The organism is Rhizobium sp. K33, from assembly GCF_056501445.1.
Map to the genome: position 1 here is coordinate 2,245,632 of NZ_CP096478.1, position 18,961 is coordinate 2,264,592.

18 protein-coding genes are annotated in these 18,961 nt (G+C 62.2%); 11 read left to right on the forward strand and 7 right to left on the reverse strand.

Annotated features, from left to right (window positions below; all coding sequences use genetic code 11):
• The first annotated feature begins 1 nt into the window (after window position 1).
• The 4 genes from M1E12_RS11080 to M1E12_RS11095 all read left to right on the forward strand — a co-directional run bounded on the left by M1E12_RS11080 (window position 2) and on the right by M1E12_RS11095 (window position 4,154).
• Entirely contained in the window at window positions 2-1,153 is a 1,152-nt protein-coding gene (locus M1E12_RS11080) for a M24 family metallopeptidase (RefSeq protein ID WP_479564749.1), read from the forward strand.
• Window positions 1,154-1,294: 141 nt separating this feature from the next.
• Window positions 1,295-2,059, forward strand: a complete 765-nt coding sequence (locus M1E12_RS11085; protein ID WP_479564750.1) for a hypothetical protein — start codon at window positions 1,295-1,297, stop codon at window positions 2,057-2,059.
• 151 nt (window positions 2,060-2,210) lie between these two features.
• Window positions 2,211-3,143, forward strand: a complete 933-nt coding sequence (locus M1E12_RS11090; protein ID WP_113458748.1) for a ribose-phosphate pyrophosphokinase — start codon at window positions 2,211-2,213, stop codon at window positions 3,141-3,143.
• Window positions 3,144-3,296: 153 nt separating this feature from the next.
• Entirely contained in the window at window positions 3,297-4,154 is an 858-nt protein-coding gene (locus M1E12_RS11095) for a hypothetical protein (RefSeq protein WP_310242429.1), read from the forward strand.
• A gap of 12 nt (window positions 4,155-4,166) precedes the next feature.
• On the opposite strand, the gene M1E12_RS11100 is transcribed toward M1E12_RS11095, so the two are convergent.
• The 4 genes from M1E12_RS11100 to M1E12_RS11115 all read right to left on the reverse strand — a co-directional run bounded on the left by M1E12_RS11100 (window position 4,167) and on the right by M1E12_RS11115 (window position 9,540).
• Window positions 4,167-4,550 carry a DUF779 domain-containing protein gene (locus tag M1E12_RS11100; RefSeq protein WP_479564751.1) on the reverse strand — a complete coding sequence of 128 codons (384 nt, stop codon included), beginning with the start codon at window positions 4,548-4,550 and terminating at the stop codon, window positions 4,167-4,169.
• A 157-nt stretch (window positions 4,551-4,707) separates the two neighbouring features.
• Window positions 4,708-6,222: an aldehyde dehydrogenase gene (gene adh, locus M1E12_RS11105; protein WP_479564752.1), complete on the reverse strand. Its 1,515-nt coding sequence runs from the start codon at window positions 6,220-6,222 to the stop codon at window positions 4,708-4,710.
• 136 nt (window positions 6,223-6,358) lie between these two features.
• On the reverse strand, window positions 6,359-7,315 hold the full coding sequence (locus tag M1E12_RS11110) for a helix-turn-helix domain-containing protein (RefSeq protein WP_479564753.1): 957 nt from the start codon (window positions 7,313-7,315) through the stop codon (window positions 6,359-6,361).
• 140 nt (window positions 7,316-7,455) lie between these two features.
• The gene (locus M1E12_RS11115; RefSeq protein ID WP_479564754.1) at window positions 7,456-9,540 is read right to left on the reverse strand and encodes a putative bifunctional diguanylate cyclase/phosphodiesterase; all 2,085 of its coding nucleotides are present in this window, start codon (window positions 9,538-9,540) and stop codon (window positions 7,456-7,458) included.
• Window positions 9,541-9,837: 297 nt separating this feature from the next.
• Here M1E12_RS11115 and M1E12_RS11120 point away from each other — a divergent pair, with 297 nt between their 5' ends.
• From M1E12_RS11120 to prmB, 5 genes are all read left to right on the forward strand, one after another.
• A complete protein-coding gene (locus M1E12_RS11120) occupies window positions 9,838-10,446 on the forward strand; it encodes a 50S ribosomal protein L25/general stress protein Ctc (protein ID WP_136541049.1) in 609 nt (202 codons plus the stop codon).
• 206 nt (window positions 10,447-10,652) lie between these two features.
• Window positions 10,653-13,031: an EAL domain-containing protein gene (locus tag M1E12_RS11125; RefSeq protein ID WP_479564755.1), complete on the forward strand. Its 2,379-nt coding sequence runs from the start codon at window positions 10,653-10,655 to the stop codon at window positions 13,029-13,031.
• A 24-nt stretch (window positions 13,032-13,055) separates the two neighbouring features.
• Window positions 13,056-13,796 carry a substrate-binding periplasmic protein gene (locus M1E12_RS11130; RefSeq protein ID WP_136541053.1) on the forward strand — a complete coding sequence of 247 codons (741 nt, stop codon included), beginning with the start codon at window positions 13,056-13,058 and terminating at the stop codon, window positions 13,794-13,796.
• Window positions 13,797-13,873: 77 nt separating this feature from the next.
• Window positions 13,874-14,599: an aminoacyl-tRNA hydrolase gene (pth, locus tag M1E12_RS11135; RefSeq protein ID WP_479564756.1), complete on the forward strand. Its 726-nt coding sequence runs from the start codon at window positions 13,874-13,876 to the stop codon at window positions 14,597-14,599.
• 64 nt (window positions 14,600-14,663) lie between these two features.
• Window positions 14,664-15,593: a 50S ribosomal protein L3 N(5)-glutamine methyltransferase gene (gene prmB, locus M1E12_RS11140; protein WP_479564757.1), complete on the forward strand. Its 930-nt coding sequence runs from the start codon at window positions 14,664-14,666 to the stop codon at window positions 15,591-15,593.
• 10 nt (window positions 15,594-15,603) lie between these two features.
• Here the strand turns inward: prmB and M1E12_RS11145 are convergent, their stop codons facing one another.
• A complete protein-coding gene (locus tag M1E12_RS11145; RefSeq protein ID WP_479564758.1) occupies window positions 15,604-16,002 on the reverse strand; it encodes a hypothetical protein in 399 nt (132 codons plus the stop codon).
• Between the two features lie 55 nt (window positions 16,003-16,057).
• On the reverse strand, window positions 16,058-16,654 hold the full coding sequence (locus M1E12_RS11150) for a TetR/AcrR family transcriptional regulator (protein WP_479564759.1): 597 nt from the start codon (window positions 16,652-16,654) through the stop codon (window positions 16,058-16,060).
• A gap of 168 nt (window positions 16,655-16,822) precedes the next feature.
• Between M1E12_RS11150 and M1E12_RS11155 the strand changes: the two genes are divergently transcribed.
• Window positions 16,823-17,221, forward strand: coding sequence for a RidA family protein (locus M1E12_RS11155; protein WP_310242073.1), 399 nt, complete (start codon window positions 16,823-16,825; stop codon window positions 17,219-17,221).
• 145 nt (window positions 17,222-17,366) lie between these two features.
• On the opposite strand, the gene clpS is transcribed toward M1E12_RS11155, so the two are convergent.
• A complete protein-coding gene (clpS, locus tag M1E12_RS11160; RefSeq protein ID WP_006725606.1) occupies window positions 17,367-17,675 on the reverse strand; it encodes an ATP-dependent Clp protease adapter ClpS in 309 nt (102 codons plus the stop codon).
• 111 nt (window positions 17,676-17,786) lie between these two features.
• Between clpS and ychF the strand changes: the two genes are divergently transcribed.
• On the forward strand, window positions 17,787-18,890 hold the full coding sequence (gene ychF / locus M1E12_RS11165) for a redox-regulated ATPase YchF (protein ID WP_479564760.1): 1,104 nt from the start codon (window positions 17,787-17,789) through the stop codon (window positions 18,888-18,890).
• Window positions 18,891-18,961 lie beyond the last annotated feature (71 nt).

Below are 18,961 nucleotides of genomic sequence, written 5' to 3' on the forward strand. Positions count from 1 at the left end.
GATGGCCCTGCACTTTTCAGAAAGCGAGTTTTCCGACCGCCGTGCCCGCCTGATGGCGCGCATGGCCGAGGAAAAGCTCGATGCCCTGCTGCTCTTCGCTCAGGAAAGCATGTATTGGCTCACCGGCTACGACACGTTCGGCTACTGCTTCTTCCAGACGCTGGTCGTCAAGGCCGATGGAACGATGACGCTTCTGACGCGCACGCCCGACCTCCGTCAGGCCAAGCAGACCTCGACGATCGACAACATCGTCGTCTGGGTCGACCGGATGAATGCGGACCCGGCCGTCGATCTGCGCAATCTGCTCAGCGATCTCGACCTGCTCGGCATGCGCGTCGGTGTCGAATACGACACCCATGGCCTGACCGGCCGTGCCGCACGCCTTGTCGACAACCAGCTCAACAATTTCTGCGAAACGGTCGACGCGTCCTACATCGTCAGCAATCTGCGCCTCGTCAAATCGGCCGCGGAAATCGCGAAGGTCACGGAAGCTGCAGAACTCGCAGACCTCGCCTTCGATGCCGCTTTGCCCCTCATCCGCGCAGATGCCGACGAGGCTGAAATCCTGGCAGCCATGCAATCGGCCGTGCTTGCCGGCGGCGGCGATTATCCGGCCAATCCCTTCGTCATCGGCTCGGCTGCGGATGCCCTGCTCTGCCGCTACAAGTCCGGCCGACGCCGCTTGTCCGAAACGGATCAACTGACGCTGGAATGGGCCGGTGTCTCCAGCCACTACCACGCGCCGATGCTGCGCACCGTTCTGATCGGCGAGCCGACCGCGCGGCATCGTGAACTCTATGCGGCAGCGCTCGAAGGTATGCGCGCCATCGAACATGTGCTTCGTCCGGGCCACACCTTCGGCGAAGTCTTCGATGCGCATGCCAAGGTGATGGATGATCGCGGCCTGACCCGCCAGCGCTTCAACACCTGCGGTTACGCGGTTGGCGCACGCTTTGCGCCCTCATGGATGGAGCACCAGATGTTCCATGCCGGCAATCCGCAGGAAATTGCCGCCGACATGACCCTGTTCGTCCACATGATCATCATGGACAGCGACCGGGAAACGGCCATGACGGTCGGCCATACCTATCTCACGACGGAGACGGCACCCCGCGCCCTGTCACGGCATCCGCTGGATCTGATCAGCGCGTGAGAGCGCAAACTGGGGCACAGCCGCGGCAATCACGCGGTTTTGCCTGTTCGTTCAGGGAATTGACAGGCAGAGGATGCTAGTCACATTAATTGTGACGGAAGCGATTGGGAGGGACCCGCCGCGGTGACATGTTCCCGGACAATGCCAACGAGACTGCCCGCCGCGATCGGCGTGCTCATCCTTCTGGCCGGCTGCAACAGCACGGATGTGCTGACGCCGCCCGCGGACGTCGGCAACGGCAGCCTGCCACCCGCCTATACTCAGGAACTGGCTGCACCGGCCGCCGGAACCCAGCCGGTCCAGAGCGCGCCGCTCGGACAGCCCGGCTATGCCGAGCCGGTCCGCGGACCGCAGAACTCGCTTGAGGCCCAGGCAGCGGCTCTGGCGCAAGGCGGTCGCAACCCGGTGGCATCCGCGCCTCTGGAGGGTCAGGTCTCCCAGGCGTTCCCCAGCGCCCCGCAGCAGCAGACAGCACCTAGCCAGCCGTCGCAAGCCGCCCAGCCCGCGCAGCAGGCCTCGCTGCCACCTGCGGCACAGGCAACGGGCAGCATCCGCTTCCTGCCGATCATCGGCGCCCCGGTCCAGGCCGTCACACCGCTCTCGCGTCAGCTCGGCGCTGAAGCCCGCGCCCGCGGGCTGACCATCAAGAGCGCGAGCGACGCCTCGAGCGAGCACATCCTCAAGGGCTACTTCTCGGCCTTCTCCGACGGCGGCAATGTCACGATCACCTATGTCTGGGATATCCTGGACGGCAGCGGCGGACGCCTGCATCGCATCCAGGGTCAGGAGATCGTCCCGTCCGGCGCGCAGGACCCCTGGGCCGGTGTTCCGGCTTCTGTCATGCAGCAGATCGCAACCAAGAGCATGGCCGAATATGTCTCATGGCGAAACAGCCGCGCAGGCTGAGGCCCGACGCAAATCGGCCACGCAAACTGCAAATCCTGCGCCCGTTTTGGCGCATCAACCGAAAATATGGGCCTGACCGTCCAAACCTCTTGCATTCAAGTCGAAGGGCGCTAAAAAGCGCGCATCTCAGCATGGTAACAGGCGGGCCAAGATGAAGGTTTTCGCAGGTAATTCGAACCGGCAACTGGCCGAAGCGATCTGCTCCTATCTCAATGTACCACTCGGCAAGGCCAGCGTCCGCCGTTTCGCAGACCAGGAAATCTTCGTAGAGATCCAGGAAAATGTGCGTGGTGAAGACGTTTTCGTCGTTCAGTCGACGTCCTTCCCGACAAACGACCACCTGATGGAACTGCTGATCATGATCGACGCCTTCCGTCGATCCTCGGCACGCCGCATCACGGCCGTCCTTCCCTATTTCGGCTATGCCCGCCAGGACCGCAAACCCGGTCCACGCACGCCGATCTCGGCCAAGCTCGTCGCCAATCTGATCACCGAAGCCGGTGCCGACCGCGTTCTGACGCTCGACCTGCATGCCGGCCAGATACAGGGCTTCTTCGACATTCCGACCGACAACCTCTATGCCGTGCCGCTGCTCGCGCGCGACATCAAGGACAAGTATGACACCAACAATGTCATGGTCGTCTCGCCGGATGTCGGCGGCGTTGTCCGCGCCCGCTCGCTCGCCAAGCGCCTCGACTGTCTGCTCGCGATCGTCGACAAGCGTCGTGATCGCCCGGGCGAGTCCGAAGTCATGAACGTCATCGGTGACGTCACCGGCAAGGACTGTATCCTCATCGACGACATCGTCGATTCCGGCGGCACGCTCTGCAATGCGGCCGAAGCACTGCTGAAGAATGGTGCCACCAGTGTCACCGCTTACATCACGCATGGCGTTCTCTCCGGCGGCGCCGTCACCCGCGTCGCCTCGTCGAAGCTGCGGGAACTCGTGATCACCGACTCGATCCAGCCGACCACGGCTGTGCTGTCGGCCCCGAACATCCGTGTGCTCTCGACCGCGACGCTGCTTGGCGAAGCCATAAACCGCACCAGCCAGGAAGAGTCGGTCTCCAGCCTCTTCGACTGATCTCACCCAAGATTTGCGGGTTAACCCTGTAGAATAGAATGCAGTGCCAGCGGTGTCACAGCCACTTGCGCTGCGTCTACGCTTTGCATACAGCTTCCGGCGCACTGTTCCCCTCCAGAACGGGCGCGAAGACTACACCCCTTCTTGCGTGATATGATGTCACTCTCGGTCGAAAAGCTGCTTGCCAACCCGGATTTGCACGAGGCGATCAGGGACCAATCGCGCGCTCTGCTGCAAGTCAATGAAGAAACCCCGCGCCTTGCTGCCGTTTTCGGCACCCAGCAGCGCTGGCTGCTCGGCCATCTGGCCATGGGCCTCTATTTCAGCGAAGTCGCGCGCGGCAATCCCGACCCCGTCATCCTGATGGCCCGTTATCTCGAGCAGGTGAAGACCCTCGACATATCCTCGGTCAACACCGCCGACGCCTTCATCAAGGAAATGCTGGTCTATGGGATCGCCTTGAACGGCCAGACCTCTGACCGGCGCAATCGCCCTTTCGTGCCCGCCCCGCAAACCATCGCCGCCACGCGTCGCTGGGTCCTCATTCATCTTGCAACGCTCGACCGGCTGGATGGCGGCAGGCGCAGCGACCTGCTGGAAACCGACGACCGTTACCTCGCCCGCCTTCATCCGCAGATCGCCACGCGGGCCATGTCCTCGCCCCCCTTGCGCACGCCGACCCAGACCTGGTCCCTCTTCACCTGGCTGAACAATGGCGGGATCGTCATGGATTGGATGATGCTCGGGATCGAACCGGCCGATGCCGAATTGGAGCGTGTCCCGACCCGCGTGCGCTCCGTTCCGGAACTGGCGGAGACATTCCGCCTGTCGAGGACCCATCTGACCCGCAAGCTGCGAGAAGCCGAAGCGATCGGCAGTGTCGGCTGGGAAGGCAGTCGCGGGCGCTCCACCCTCTGGGTCTCGCGCGCCTTCCTCCACGAGTATCATACGACGCAGGCGGTCAAGCTCGCCGTGGTCGACGCCGCCTGCGAGGCCGTCGGGCTCTGCTGACGGACGAGCTTTTCAGCGGGCCCCAGGCAGCGGACAGGCCTCGCCGCCGTCGAACAGCCGCGAGCGCGTGAGGAACCGACGTTCCCGACCGTTGTCGAGGGAGAACATCCCGCCCCTGCCCGGCACCACGTCGATGATCAGCTGCGTATGCGCCCAGACGGCGTATTGGCTGCCACTGATATAGAACGGCACGCCACCGATCTCGCCAAGCTTCACATCCGTTTCGCCGACCCGGTATTCGCTCGCCGGATAACACATCGGCGACGACCCGTCACAGCAGCCGCCGGACTGGTGAAAGAGGATATCGGGATGATCTTGTCTGATCTCGGCAAGGAATGCGAGCGCGGCATCCGTCGCGATGACGCGGGGCTGGTCTGAAGTGATGCTGTCGGCCACGGTAGTTCCTTCCGAGCGGGTAGCAACGGTTAGACCCTCCCCTTGAGGGGGAGGGTCGGCACGCAGTGCCGGGGTGGGGTGACCCATGGATACCGAACCATCACCCCCACCCGCAGCTTCGCTGCGACCTCCCCCCTCAAGGGGGAGGTGTGGAGCCTCAGAAGAAACCCAAAGCCTTCGGGCTGTAGGACACCAGCATGTTCTTCGTCTGCTGGTAGTGATCGAGCATCATCTTGTGCGTCTCGCGACCGATGCCCGACTGCTTGTAGCCGCCGAAGGCCGCATGGGCCGGATAGGCGTGGTAGCAGTTGGTCCACACACGGCCGGCCTGGATGTTGCGGCCGAAGTGATAGCAGGTGTTCGCATCGCGGCTCCACACGCCGGCACCGAGGCCGTAGAGCGTGTCGTTGGCGATTTCGAGCGCCTCTGCCGCGTCCTTGAAGGTGGTGACCGAAACGACAGGTCCGAAGATTTCTTCCTGGAAGATGCGCATTTTGTTGTGCCCGCGGAAGACCGTCGGCTTGACATAGTAGCCACCCGAAAGCTCGCCCGGCAATTCGTTGCGATAGCCGCCGGTCAGCACTTCGGCACCTTCCTGCTTGCCGATATCGATATAGGACAGGATCTTTTCGAGCTGTTCGGAAGAGGCCTGCGCGCCGATCATCGTCGACATCGCCAGCGGATCGCCCTGGATGACGGCCTCGACGCGCTTGATCGCCTTTTCCATGAAGCGGTCATAGATCTTCTCATGCACCAGCGCACGGCTCGGGCAAGTGCAGACCTCACCCTGGTTCAGCGCGAACATGGCGAAACCTTCGAGCGCCTTGTCGAGATAGTCGTCGTCCTCGCGCATCACGTCTTCGAAGAAGATGTTCGGCGACTTGCCGCCGAGCTCCAGCGTTACCGGGATCAGGTTCTGCGACGCGTATTGCATGATTAGACGGCCAGTCGAGGTCTCGCCGGTAAAGGCAATTTTTGCGATCCGCGGGCTCGTCGCAAGCGGCTTGCCGGCTTCGAGGCCGAAACCGTTGACGACGTTCAAGACGCCCGGCGGCAGGAGATCGGCAATCAGCTCCACCAGCACCAAAATCGAGGCCGGCGTCTGTTCGGCAGGCTTCAGCACCACGCAGTTCCCGGCAGCCAGCGCCGGGGCCACCTTCCAGGCCGCCATCAGGATCGGGAAGTTCCACGGAATGATCTGGCCGACGACGCCGAGCGGCTCATGGAAGTGATAGGCGATGGTGTCATGATCGACTTCACCGATCGTGCCTTCCTGAGAACGGACGCAGGCGGCGAAGTAACGGAAGTGGTCGATGGCAAGCGGAATATCGGCCGCCATGGTCTCGCGCAGCGGCTTGCCGTTGTCCCAGGTCTCGGCGCGCGCAAGAAGCTCGAGATTGGCCTCCATGCGGTCGGCGATCTTGTTGAGGATATTGGCGCGCTCGGTCGTCGAGGTGCGGCCCCACTTGTCCTTGGCCGCATGGGCGGCGTCGAGCGCCAGATTGACGTCGGCCTCGTCCGAGCGGGCGATGTCGCAGAGCTTGCCGCCGGTGACCGGCGTCGTGTTTTCAAAGTAGCGGCCGTTCACCGGCTCGCGGAATTCACCGCCGATGAAGTTGCCGTATTTCAGCTTGAACGGCGAAGCCGCAATGGTCTGCACCTGAATGTTCATCTGTCATCCTCCCTGTGAAGGGACCCCTCCTCGGGTCCCGATGGCAGGATGATTGCCGCGATCCGGTGCAAGGAACAGTGTCGCGAAACAGTGCTGCAGCGCACAGTGTTTCAGGAATGCGACACATAACGAGTAGTCAGTGGAGCTGGAAGCGCTTCATCTTTCGGTGCAGCGTAGCGCGGCTGATGCCGAGCATCTGGGCGGCCTGCGAGACATTGCCATTCGCGCGCGACAGGACACGGCGCAGAGCGGCCCGCTCGGCATCGTCGAGATCGCTGATCGCCTCACCTCGTGTTTCCTTCAGCGCATCCGCCGCCGGCAGCCCCTGTGCAATCAGGCCGTCGTCGAGCTTGAGGGCGATGCGCGCGGCTTTCGTGGCGCCCAGGATCAGATCGTCGCCGTCGACGGCGATCAAGGCCGACATCGAATTAGCCTGCGGCACCATGACGATGCGGGCGCCGGCGAAGGCCTGGCGGAAAAGATTGCTTTCCACGCGCGCCGCAGCATCCCGCACCGCCTGGGACAGAACCGCAAGCGTCAGATCCGAGACGTCGTCGCGGCAGGTGGAGACGTCGAGCGCGGCCGTCACCCGACCGAGATGGTCCCGGATCGGTGCCGTCGCGCAGGAGAGACCGATATTGGCGCTCATGAAATGCTGATCGCGATGAATGACCACCGCCCGCTCGTCGGCCAGCGCCGTCCCGATGCCATTGGTGCCGACACTCGCCTCGCTCCACAGCGTCTGTTCCCAGAGCCCGAGAGACCGAAACTCAACATCATCACCCGGTGCACCGCGCCGTTCGACCACGATCCCGTTCTGGTCGGCAAGGATGATGCAGCAGCCGGAGCGACCGACCATCTGATAGAGCCGATCGACTTCGTCGGCCGAGCTGCCGATCAAGCGCTCCATGCGCTCCCGCGCCTCGCGAAAGGTCGCTTGGTCGACATGGATCGGCTTGCGCGCCTCTTCAGGCTGCAGACGATAGAGGTTCAGACAACGGCTCCAGGACGCCGCAACCGGCGAGGTCACGGCCGCCGACGCTTTCTGCGCCGTCGAGTAGACGAGATCGGAATGACGGATTTCCTTGCGCATCGGCTCCTCCCAAAGCACGGGCGACAGTATGCGCCTTCCGCCTGAAGAGGCAATCGCTCATCATTGCGGCAGATGACCGCTTCACGCTCCACGCCCGAAACTGGCGCAATTCTGCGACAGTCGCGAGCACGAAATGAAGATCAGGCTGCGAGACTGCCCTTGCCGGTCTCTCCGGCCTTCGGCGCGGGTAGTTCCTCTGAAGCCGGCGGATTGACGATCGCCTGGAGTTCGGAGAGCGGCTGCGGCTTGCCGTAGAGATAGCCCTGCACCTGCTCGCAGCCCTCGTCCTGCAGGAAACGCAGGTGTTCGGCATTTTCCACACCCTCGGCGAGAACCGGAATATTCAGGCTCTGGGCAAGAATGAGCGTGGAGCGGACGATGGCCGCCGACTGTCGGTTTTCCACAACGCTGTCGATGAAGCCGCGATCGATCTTGATCTTGTCGAACGGGAAAAGCTGCAGCGTCGAGAGCGAGGAGTAGCCGGTACCGTAATCGTCCATCGCGATCTTCACACCGATCGCCTTCAGCTGCCGGATGATCGAAAGGGCATTCTGCTGGTCGGCGATGATGCCGGATTCGGTGATCTCCAGCTCGAGCCGCTCCGGCACGAGACCGGTTTCCTTCAGGATGTCACGCACATGCTGCGGAAAATTGGCGTTGGCGAGTTGTTTGGGCGCGACATTGACGGCAATGCGCAGAGGATTGCCCCACTTCACCGCCTCCTGGCACGACCGACTCAGGACCCAGTTCCCGAGCTCCATGATGAAGCCGGTGCGCTCCGCAATCGGAATGAACTCGACCGGCGACACCAGCCCACGCTTGGGATGCAGCCAGCGCAGGAGAACCTCGAAACCGACGACTTCACCCGTCTGCGTGTTGTTCTGCTGCTGGAAGTAAAGCATGAACTCGCCGCGCTCGAGCCCGGCGCGCATGTCCATGGCGAGCGCACTGCGTTCGCGCGCGGCCTGATCCATGGACTTGTCGTAGAAACAGATCTGGTTGGAGCCGATCGACTTGGCGCGATACATCGCGGTATCGGCCTGGGCAAGCAGGTCGTCGATCGTTTCGGCATTGTCCGGGAAGACCGAGATGCCGATGCTGGTGCCGATGGCAAGCGTCATATCCTCCCAGCCGATCGGCTCGCAGAGATCACGGATGATGCGCGCAGCCATCTGCTCGGCCTCGGCATGGGTGAAGAGGCGCGAGGTCACCGCGATGAATTCGTCTCCACCGATGCGCGCCACGAACTCGCCATCGCGAAGGCGGCGGCCCAGTCGCTCGGCTGCGACACGCAGCACATGATCGCCGGCCGCATGGCCATGTACGTCGTTGATTTCCTTGAAACGGTCGAGGTCGAAGGACAGGATGTAGATCCGATCCGCCCTCGCCGCCGGCGCCTCCATCATGTGGCCGAGCCGCTCGACGAAGGCGCTGCGGTTCGGAAGCCCGGTCAGCGCGTCATGCAAGGACAGCTGGCGATACCGCTCGACGGCGGATTTGGTGGACTGGCGGTCGATCACATAGGTCATGGATCCGATCGAAAGGATCAGAACCGTCACCAGCATCAGCACGACGGTCAGAACGCTTTCCGGCAGCATGTTGGCAGGTAAAGCCGCCGAGGCATCCGGCACGACCGTGACGGCCGTCATGCCGATGAAATGCGTCGATGCGATCGCCAGCACCAGCGCCACGCCACCGCCATAGCGGCAAAAGCGGGTGACCGGTCGGGCGACGCGGCTGGTGGCGAGCGCGCCAAACACGGCACCGGCAATCAGCGAGGCAACGACATAGGTTTGGTTCCACTCGAGATGGCCCTGCACCTGATAGCCGGACATGCCGACATAATGCATCGCGGCGATCCCACCGCCGACCAGCGCACCACCCGCCTCGATCAGCAGGCTGCGCTGCGTCGCTGCGGCAATGGCAAAGCCGATTCCGGTGATGGCAATGGCGAGCACGAGCGAGGTCAAGGTCGCCGTCGGTTCATAACCGGCCAGAACATCGCCCTCATACCCCATCATGGCGACAAAATGGGTCGTCCAGATCCCGGCACCGCCGATCACACTCGTCAACGAAATCCAGCTCGCGCGCGTTACGCCGCGTGTGTTGCGCACCCGACCGAACAGCCGCATCGTCAGAAGCGATCCGAAAAGGCAGACGGAGACGGCAGCGATCAGGGACAAGGGATCGTGTTCGACAGCGATGCAGGTGAGGACTTCGAGCATGGAAATCGGACCAGGTGATTAAGACCGGACTGATTTAACACCCGTCAATTTCGAACTGCTCAACCGAAATGGTTAGCAAATCGCCATCAAAGCCCTTATCGCCTTCTGGCTGATCACAAACGCGTAATCCGCGGCAATGCCCGGGATTACCTTGCTATTGCGCATCATCTGGTCTATAGGCGCGCGATCCACACAGACACCCTTGGAGGCAATGTGGATGGGACCGGCAACGGTCTCCGGTTCTGGCATGACCAAAATGCGTCGCCAGGGCTCTCCAGTAACTTGAAAGGTAAAGCCATGAGCCACGCTTCTTACGAGCTCAAGGCCGTAGCACGCGAACGGGTAGGTAAGGGGTCCTCCCGCGAACTTCGCCGCAACGGTTTCATCCCGGCTGTCATCTATGGTGACAAGCAGGCCCCGATTTCGATCTCGATCAACACGAACGAGATCACCAAGCGCATCCACTCCGGCGGTTTCATGACCACCGTTGCCATCATCGATCTCGATGGCGAGAAGATCCGCGTTCTGCCGAAGGACTACCAGCTCGACCGCGTTCGTGACTTCACGATGCATGTCGACTTCCTGCGCGTCTCGGCCAACAGCCAGGTATCGGTTCAGGTTCCGGTTCACTTCATCAACGAAGAGAAGTCCGGCATCAAGACCGGCGGCGTTCTCAACATCGTTCGCCACGAAGTTGAACTGCACTGCCCGGCATCGGACATCCCGGAAGCCATCACGGTTGACCTCGCTGGCCTCAAGGTCGGCGACGCGATCCACATCTCGGCCGTCAAGCTGCCGAAGGGCGTGACCCCTGTTATCGCTGACCGCGACTTCACGATCGCAACGATCGTTGCTCCGGCCGCTGGCGTCACGGAAGAAGAAGAAGAAGGTTCGGCAGAAGCCTGATCTTTCTGATCTCTATGATCGACAAGCCCACCCTTCGCGGGGTGGGCTTTTTTAATACAATCTCTGCTCGCAGACTCTCGAATCCGACTATTTATCTTTAGTCAGATTTAAAGTATTTCGTGAAAGCCTCCGTCTCTCAATTATTGCGTGAGGGGAGCTTTGAGGGTCATGTTGCATCATCCCGCGCCGCATCTGGCGGTTCGCTGATGACACGTTCGGTCGAGAGCCGATTCCTCGCCATCGTAGGGATCACGATCTTCATTCTGGTCGTGCCGCTCTTCGCGCTTTTCCTGTCGCTGGCGACGGAACGCGCCGCAAACGAACTGCAGCAGAACCTCGACATCCTGCTCGCCGCCAATGCACAGGCACTTGCCAAGCCGCTTTGGGATTTCGACCAGGAAAGCGTCGAACAGATCACCGCAACGATCGTCTCCAATGGGCCCGTCAGCCGCGTGAACGTCAAGGACGTCTCCGGCGGCATCTCGGTCTCCATGCCAGCGCTACCCAAGTGGCCGAAGAACGGCCTGGAATCGATCACGCGCGAGATCTTCTACCGGGCGGTCGAAGGCCCGAAGCTCGTCGGCACCATCACCATCTACTATAGCCGCATCGACATCTTCTCCTCGCTGCGCCAAGCCGAGGTCATGCTGATCGGCATCTTCATGCTGGCGGTCGTCGGCGTTGTCGGCGCGGCCGTCGTCGGCAACCGGTTGATGGTCATGAAGCCGCTGCTGAAGCTGACCGCCGCCATTGAAGCCACCCGCCGGCTCGGCTCCCGCCACCATGTCGATTGGCAGTCGAACGACGAGATCGGTCGTCTGGCCCGCAGCTTCAACGCCATGCAGATCAAGCTCGAGCAGGAAGAAGGCGAGTTGCGCCTCGCTCATCGCCGTTCGACGGACATCTACAACACGACGCCGGCCATGCTGTTCTCGCTCGACGAGGAAGACCGCATCACCAGCGTCAGCGACTACTGGCTGCTCGCCACCGGCTATCAGCGCCATCAGGTCGTCGGCCGCCGGTTCATCGAACTCGTCCCGCAAGAAGCCCGCGCCGCCTATCAGGAGCGAAAGAAGACCCGCTCGATCGCCGACGTTCTGGAAGCCACGACCCAGTTCGTCTGTGCCGATGGCACGGTCATGGATGTGCTGATCGCCGAAGCAAGCCGGAAGATCGAGGGTGCCAAGGAAGACCTCTCCCTCTCCGTCATGACCGACGTCACCGCGCTGAAGCAGTCGGAAGAGCGAAATCACCGCCAGGCGATCACCGACCACCTGACCGGTCTGCGCAACCGCCAGGGCTTCGAAACCGCTCTCGACAGCGAGATCGCAGCAACCGACGCCGCCGGCGAAGAACTCGCCTGCATTTTCGTCGACCTCGACCGCTTCAAATGGATCAACGACAATCTCGGCCACCAGGCCGGCGACCTCGTTCTCTGCCGCTTCGTCGAGAGCATGAACGACCGCCTCCCCCGCGGCGCAATTGCCGCGCGTCTGGGCGGTGACGAGTTTGCCGTCCTGCTCCGCGGCCCGGCCATCGAGCCGGTCGCGAGCGACCTCAGCCGCGCGCTTTGCGATATCTTCGTCGACCCGATGAACATCGAAGGCTCGACGGTCCGCCTCAGCGCCAGCATCGGCATCGCGCTCTACCCCAATCACGCCGCCAATGCCGCCGAACTTCTGCAGAAGTCGGACATGGCGATGTACAGCAAGAAGCGCGACGGCAAGAACGGCGCGGCTCTCTACAACTCCGAGATCCAGGATCACACCCGCCGCCGCGCCGAGATCGAGCACGACATTGAGGAAGGCCTGTCGGAAGACTGGTTCGATGCCTTCTTCCAGCCGATCGTGGAGGTCGAGAGCGGCCGCACCGTCGGCTATGAGGCCCTGATGCGCCTCGTGCATCCGGAGCGCGGCATTATTCCTCCGGCCGAACTCATCTGCGTCGCCGAAGAGACCGGTGCGATCAGCCGGCTGGGCGGCCAGGTCTTGGAAAAGGCGCTCGCCAATCTCGCCCGCCTCAGCGCCATCACTGGCAATCACGACGCCTATCTCGCGATCAACTTCTCGCCGCTGCAGTTCGATCCGTCTCTGCCGGTCCGGCTTGCCGCTCTGACGGCGCATTTCGACATCGCTCCGCAGCGCATCGTCATCGAGATCACCGAAGCGACCCTGCTGCACGACAACCCGCAGATCCGCACGATCCTCGACGAGTTCAACCGCTATGGCTATCGCCTTGCCCTCGACGACTTCGGTACGGGCTATTCGTCCCTGAGCTACCTCAACCGCTTCCCCGTCGACATCGTCAAGATCGACCAGTCCTTCATCCGCTCGCTGACTGCCGACGAGCCGGAACTGCGCCACAAGAGCCGCATGCTCGTCGAAGGCATCACCGCCATTTCCCACAAGATGGAATGCACCGTGGTCGCCGAGGGCATCGAGACCGAGGAACAGCGGCGCATCCTGGAAGAGTTCGGCGTCGATTATGGCCAGGGCTACCACTTCGCCCATCCGCAGGCGCTTTCCGCACTGATCGAGCAATCCACCAGCCAGCCGGCCCGCCTGCCGAAGGTCTCAGCCGGCTGACAGCAACTGTAAGAGGGAACCGCAATGAAAGTTTTAGGCATCATGCTTTCACTTGCGGCGGCCCCGGTCGCCGCCGCAGACATCGTCCATTTCACCACGGAAGACTATCCGCCCTATAACTTCCGCGTCGGATCCGAGATCCGCGGCGCTGGGTATGACCAGGTTCTCCTGATGATGGAGGACATCAAGGTGCCCTACACCATCGAGATGATGCCTTGGGCGCGCGCCATCGCGCTGGCGGAAACCGAGAAGATGCACTGCGTCTTCACCACCGCCCATATTCCGGAACGCGACAAGAAGTTCAAATGGGTCGAGCCCGTGGCCGTCGGCCGCAACTTCATGGTTGCCCACAAGGGATCGGGCATCAAGGTTGCCAATATCGAGGAAGCCAGGAACCACATCGTCGGCACGCAGCGCAATGACTACACCCAGACGCTGCTGGAGAACGAGGGCTTCCCCAAGATCGATCTCGCGACCGACCTGAAGCTGACGCTGAAGAAGCTGCAGAGCAAGCGCATCGACCTGATGCCGATTTCCGAGCAGCACTATATCGAGCTGCAGGAAAAGGGCGAGGAACTCGAAGCGCAATTCGTCTTCTCCGAGCAGAAATTCGCCATCGCCTGCAATGCCGATTTCCCGGAAGAACTCCTCGCCCGCATGCAGGGCGCGCTCGACAAGCTGATCGAGAACGGCACGCAGGCCGAGATCTTCGAGACTTACAATCTGCGCTACTCGAACTTCGGTCTCGTCGCCGCCAATCCGTGACGATCCGACATCCGTCTTGACATTCGGGCCGTTTCCCTGTGGGGAAAGGCAAAGAACCTCAAGACGGATCTCGGGCAATGATCATCCTGGCCGGCCTCGGCAATCCCGGTGCGCAATATCAGAAGAACCGGCACAATATCGGCTTCATGGCCGTCGACGCGATCCAGCGCCGCCACGCTTTCTCGCCCTGGGCGAAGAAGTTCAAGGGCGAGATCTCGGAAGGCACGCTGGCCGGCGAGAAGGTCATGCTGATCAAGCCGCAGACCTTCATGAACCTCTCGGGCGAAAGCGTCGGCGAGGCCATGCGCTTCTACAAGCTCGGTCCTGAAGACATCGTCGCGATCTATGACGAGCTCGACCTGATGCCCGGCAAGGCCCGCATCAAGACCGGCGGCGGTCACGGCGGGCATAATGGCATCAAGTCGCTCGACGCCCATTGCGGCCTCAACTACCGGCGGCTCCGCCTCGGCATCGGCCATCCCGGCGATAAGTCCAAGGTCCACAACCATGTGCTCGGCGATTTTGCCAAGTCAGACGCCGAATGGCTGGATCCGCTGCTCGAGGCCTTGGGCGACAATGCCGACATGCTGGTGCGCGGAGAGGATTCGCAGCTGATGAACAAGCTGGCCCTGGCGACCGGGGCGAAGGCCGAGGACGAAAAGCCCGCCAAGGCACAAAAGGCCGCTCCATCAGGCCAATCACACATCCGCCAGGCCCGCAACTTCAACCAGCCGAAGAAGCTTCCAGAGACCGGCCCCATGGCCGAGATGCTGAAAAAGATGTTCGGCCCCAAGGGCGACTGACACCCCGGAGGCAGCAACTCCCCTGCCCGCAAACCGATCCCGCGCAAACGACCGGAAGACGACCATGAGCCACGATATCACCACCGACCTCGTCACCCTGCGCGACTACTGGCGTTACGCCATCTCCCGCTTCAATGCCGCAGAACTGAGCTACGGCCACGGCACCCATAACGCCGTCGACGACGCAGCCTTCCTCGTGCTCGACAGCCTCGACCTGCCGATCGACACGCTCGACCCGTTCCTCGACGCCAAGCTGCTGCCGTCCGAGCGCCATCTGCTCGCCGAGCGCATCGAAACGCGCGTCGCAACCCGCAAACCCTCGGCCTATCTCACCGGCCGCTCCTATATCCAGGGCATGCGCTTCTTCGTCGATGAGCGCGTGATCGTCCCGCGCTCGCATATCGGCGAGATCCTGTTCAACGAATACGGCGGCGAATTCGGCTCGACCTTCCTACCCGATCCCTTCGCGGTCGAAAGCGTCGTCGACATCTGCACCGGCTCCGGCTGCCTCGCGATCCTGGCTGCCAAGTTCTTCCCGCTGGCATCCGTCGATGCCGTCGATCTTTCCACCGATGCGCTCGAGGTCGCCGAAAAGAACCGCCAGGCCTATGGTCTCGAAGACCAGCTGACGCTGCACCAGGGCGATCTCTTCGGGCCTCTGTCGGGCCGCAAGTTCGACCTGATCATCACCAACCCGCCCTATGTCGATCACGAGGCGATGGATGAATTCCCGGCCGAATACCGCGCCGAACCGGCCATGGCCCATGACGGCGGCGAAGACGGCCTCGACCTCGTGCGCACGCTGCTGGCCGAAGCCCCGAAGCACCTGAACCCGGGCGGCGGCATGCTCTGCGAAATCGGCCGCGGCCGCGACATCCTCGAAGCCGAATTCCCCGACCTCGACTTCCTCTGGGTCGAGACGACGGAAGAAGAAGACGCCGTCTTCTGGATCACGGCAGAAGCGCTGGGCGTCAAGGCAAAGAAGGGCAAGTGAGGCGAAAGCCTCACCACGCAAAAGTCTCGACGCGGTACCAGAAGAGATCGATGAGCGCGACGATCGCGCTGTCGATAAAGTAAGCGCAGAGCTTCGAGACGTCAGGACCGACCATCAGGACCACGAAGCCGCTGAGCATGGTCCAGCCAACGGCAAGCCGCAGATTGTGCAGACTGTCGAGACGGTAGTAGCCGGCCTCGTCGTATTCCGTCTTGAAGATCATGTCGTGCCAGCTGTAGCCGTCGCTGATGATGAGATCCATCATCGGCCGATCTGACAGACGATCCGGCAGGATATTGAAGACCGCGCGCACGACATGGCCGAGCGCGCCCAGGAGGGCAAGAGCCACAAGCGTGACGACATAGTGCCAGGTGGCCGCTTCTGGAAGGGTTTGAGGATCCGGAACCATGCGCCGAGACTAGCGCGTGGCGGTAAGCAATTGGTTTGCGCCCTAATGCGGCGGCTTATGCCGGCGCCTTGGCGAGCAGTCCCTCGACCAGTACTCGAAACGCCTCCTGCGCTTTTGGCAACACGCGCTCCGGCTCCGCACTCGCTGCAATCCACATGGCGGCATTGAGCGCGGCCCCGCTGATGAGCCGGGCCGCGGCCTCCGCATCCACGGGCTTCAACACGCCCTCGCCCATCAGCCCTTGGATCGCCTCGCGGGTCACCTGCAGGCAGGAATTCTGGCTCGGCCACAGTGAGGGATCGCCCAGCACCGCCGGACCGTCGAGCAGCACGATGCGCTGCACTTCCGGATCGAGCGCCATCTCGATATAGGCCGCCCCCTCGGCCAGCAGTGCATCCCAACCCGCACCGGCTGCTGCACCGCGCGCCTTGGCGCGCTCGGCCATCTCCGTGTCGATCTCGTCGACCACAGCGGCGAAGAGACCGCGCTTGTCGCCGAAATTATGATAGAGCGCACCGCGCGTCAGACCGACGTCGGCGGTCAGTACATCCATGGACGCGTCCGCATAGCCCTTCTCCGCAAAAGCCCTGCGCGCAGCCGCGATCAGCTTCCTGCGGTTTTCCGCCATGCTTTCCGATCGCGTCCGTTTCAAGAGAGCCTCCACAGTTCACATACGACACGTATATAAATTTGACATACGGCGCGTATGCAACTAAACCAACATACGCATCGTATATGAAATCTTTGCACCACAGCTAAGCGGCATTTCGCCGACCCGGTCAGTCGGGCGGAACGATGTCGCATGCTCGAAAGGACCACCATGACCAAGCCAGAACCCGTTTTCCCCGCAAACCGCCATGCGCTTTACGAACAACACGGCTATTCCGCCGCCATTCGTAGCGGTGACCTCCTCTTCGTCTCCGGTCAGGTTGGCAGCCGCGAGGACGGGACACCCGAGCCGGACTTCGAAGCCCAGGTGCGCCGCGCTTTCGCCAATCTCGAAGCGACCCTCGCCGCAGCCGGCGCCACCTTTGCCGATCTGGTCGACGTCACCAGTTTTCACACCGATCCCGAAAACCAGTTCGGGACGATCATGAAGGTCAAGGCAGAGGTCTTCCCCGCCCCTCCCTATCCGAACTGGACCGCGATCGGCGTGAACTGGCTCGCCGGCTTCGATTTCGAGATCAAGGTGATCGCCCGCATTCCGCAGGCAACCTGACAAAGCGCCGACGGCACTCTAAGCCTAGCGTCTCAAGGAGAGCCCCGCTCTCCCCCCTTGTGGGGGAGATGTCACGCAGTGACAGAGGGGGGTATTCCGACATGAAGCCTGTCAAACCGACAGGAGCAAAAGTTGCCCCCCGTCCTCACTCCTCCGGTTCTGCGGTGAAGAGCAGCGGCATGCCCGCTTCCTTGGCGAGATCCATGGCCTCCGTGACCTTGGTCTCCGCAATCTCCCGCGTGCAGACCACGACGACCGCCGAGCCGAACTTGTGCGCCGTCATCATCACCCGGTAGCCCGTCTCCTCGCTCATCCGGAACACGACCTTCAGGACGATCGTGACGAATTCGCGCGGCGTATAATCGTCATTGTGCAGGAGCACCTTGTAGAGCCGCGGCTTCTCTACCTTGGGCTTGGTCACCGTCTTCGGCGTCAGTACCGTATCCTTCGCCATGGGTTCCTTCCGGATCTAGAGGCCGCAAAGGGCCGCAACACTTGACCATGCCCCTCCTATACCCCATAGGCGTGGGCAACGAAAATCCATCCCGAGCAGGTATATAGAGCCATGGGCTTCAAATGCGGTATCGTCGGGCTGCCGAATGTCGGCAAGTCCACTCTTTTCAACGCGCTGACCAAGACGGCGGCCGCCCAGGCAGCGAACTACCCCTTCTGCACGATCGAGCCGAACACCGGTGAAGTCGCCGTTCCCGATCCGCGCATGAAGAAGCTGGCCGACATCGCCGGCTCCAAGGAAATCATCCCGACCCGCATCTCCTTCGTCGACATCGCCGGCCTCGTGCGCGGCGCGTCGAAGGGCGAAGGTCTCGGCAACAAGTTTTTGGCCAACATCCGCGAAGTCGACGCCGTCGTCCACGTGCTGCGCTGCTTCGAAGATGATGACATCACCCATGTCGAAGGCAAGATCGACCCGGTCGGTGATGCCGACACGATCGAGACCGAGCTAATGCTGGCAGACCTCGAAAGCCTCGAGCGCCGCGTCGAACAGGCGCGCAAGCGCGCGACCGGCAAGGACAAGGAAGCCGCCGCCCAGCTGCCGGTCATGGAAGCCGTCATCAAGCTTCTGAACGAAGGCAAGCCGGCCCGCGTTCTGCTGAAGACCATGGCCGCCGACGAGATCGAAGTCCTGAAGGGCCTGAACCTCCTGACCTCGCATCCGGTCCTCTATGTCTGCAATGTCGCCGAGGGCGATGCCGCAACCGGCAACAAGCATACGGAAGACGTCGCCAAGATGGCCGCCGAACAGGGTGCCGAATGCGTCGTGATCTCGGCTGCCATCGAAGCCGAAGTCGCCCAGTTGCCGGAAGAGGAAGCCACCGAGTTCCTCTCGGCCCTCGGCCTCGATGAAGCCGGCCTCGACCGCCTGATCCGCGCCGGTTATCACCTGCTGGACCTCATCACCTACTTCACCGTCGGCCCGAAGGAATGCCGCGCCTGGACCATCGTCCGCGGCACCAAGGCGCCCCAGGCCGCCGGCGTCATCCACACCGATTTCGAACGCGGCTTCATCCGCGCCTTCACCATCTCCTATGACGACTATATCGCCTACAAGGGCGAAGTCGGCGCCAAGGAAGCCGGCAAGGGCCGCGACGAAGGCAAGGAATATGTCGTCCAGGATGGCGACGTCATCCACTTCCGCTTCAACACCTGAAGCGAAACGACCAGAACGACGAAAGGCCGCGATCCCCTCGCGGCCTTTTTTGTTAAATCAGCACGCCGGCC

Bases quoted from the DNA above. Each gene is read 5' to 3' on its own strand.
- M1E12_RS11080 (WP_479564749.1), top strand. From the start codon at position 2: ATGGCCCTGCACTTTTCAGAAAGCGAGTTTTCCGACCGCCGTGCCCGC.
- M1E12_RS11085 (WP_479564750.1), top strand. From the start codon at position 1,295: ATGCCAACGAGACTGCCCGCCGCGATCGGCGTGCTCATCCTTCTGGCC.
- M1E12_RS11090 (WP_113458748.1), top strand. From the start codon at position 2,211: ATGAAGGTTTTCGCAGGTAATTCGAACCGGCAACTGGCCGAAGCGATC.
- M1E12_RS11095 (WP_310242429.1), top strand. From the start codon at position 3,297: ATGATGTCACTCTCGGTCGAAAAGCTGCTTGCCAACCCGGATTTGCAC.
- adh (WP_479564752.1), bottom strand. From the start codon at position 6,222: ATGAACATTCAGGTGCAGACCATTGCGGCTTCGCCGTTCAAGCTGAAA.
- M1E12_RS11110 (WP_479564753.1), bottom strand. From the start codon at position 7,315: ATGCGCAAGGAAATCCGTCATTCCGATCTCGTCTACTCGACGGCGCAG.
- M1E12_RS11115 (WP_479564754.1), bottom strand. From the start codon at position 9,540: ATGCTCGAAGTCCTCACCTGCATCGCTGTCGAACACGATCCCTTGTCC.
- M1E12_RS11120 (WP_136541049.1), top strand. From the start codon at position 9,838: ATGAGCCACGCTTCTTACGAGCTCAAGGCCGTAGCACGCGAACGGGTA.
- M1E12_RS11125 (WP_479564755.1), top strand. From the start codon at position 10,653: ATGACACGTTCGGTCGAGAGCCGATTCCTCGCCATCGTAGGGATCACG.
- M1E12_RS11130 (WP_136541053.1), top strand. From the start codon at position 13,056: ATGAAAGTTTTAGGCATCATGCTTTCACTTGCGGCGGCCCCGGTCGCC.
- pth (WP_479564756.1), top strand. From the start codon at position 13,874: ATGATCATCCTGGCCGGCCTCGGCAATCCCGGTGCGCAATATCAGAAG.
- prmB (WP_479564757.1), top strand. From the start codon at position 14,664: ATGAGCCACGATATCACCACCGACCTCGTCACCCTGCGCGACTACTGG.
- M1E12_RS11145 (WP_479564758.1), bottom strand. From the start codon at position 16,002: ATGGTTCCGGATCCTCAAACCCTTCCAGAAGCGGCCACCTGGCACTAT.
- M1E12_RS11155 (WP_310242073.1), top strand. From the start codon at position 16,823: ATGACCAAGCCAGAACCCGTTTTCCCCGCAAACCGCCATGCGCTTTAC.
- clpS (WP_006725606.1), bottom strand. From the start codon at position 17,675: ATGGCGAAGGATACGGTACTGACGCCGAAGACGGTGACCAAGCCCAAG.
- ychF (WP_479564760.1), top strand. From the start codon at position 17,787: ATGGGCTTCAAATGCGGTATCGTCGGGCTGCCGAATGTCGGCAAGTCC.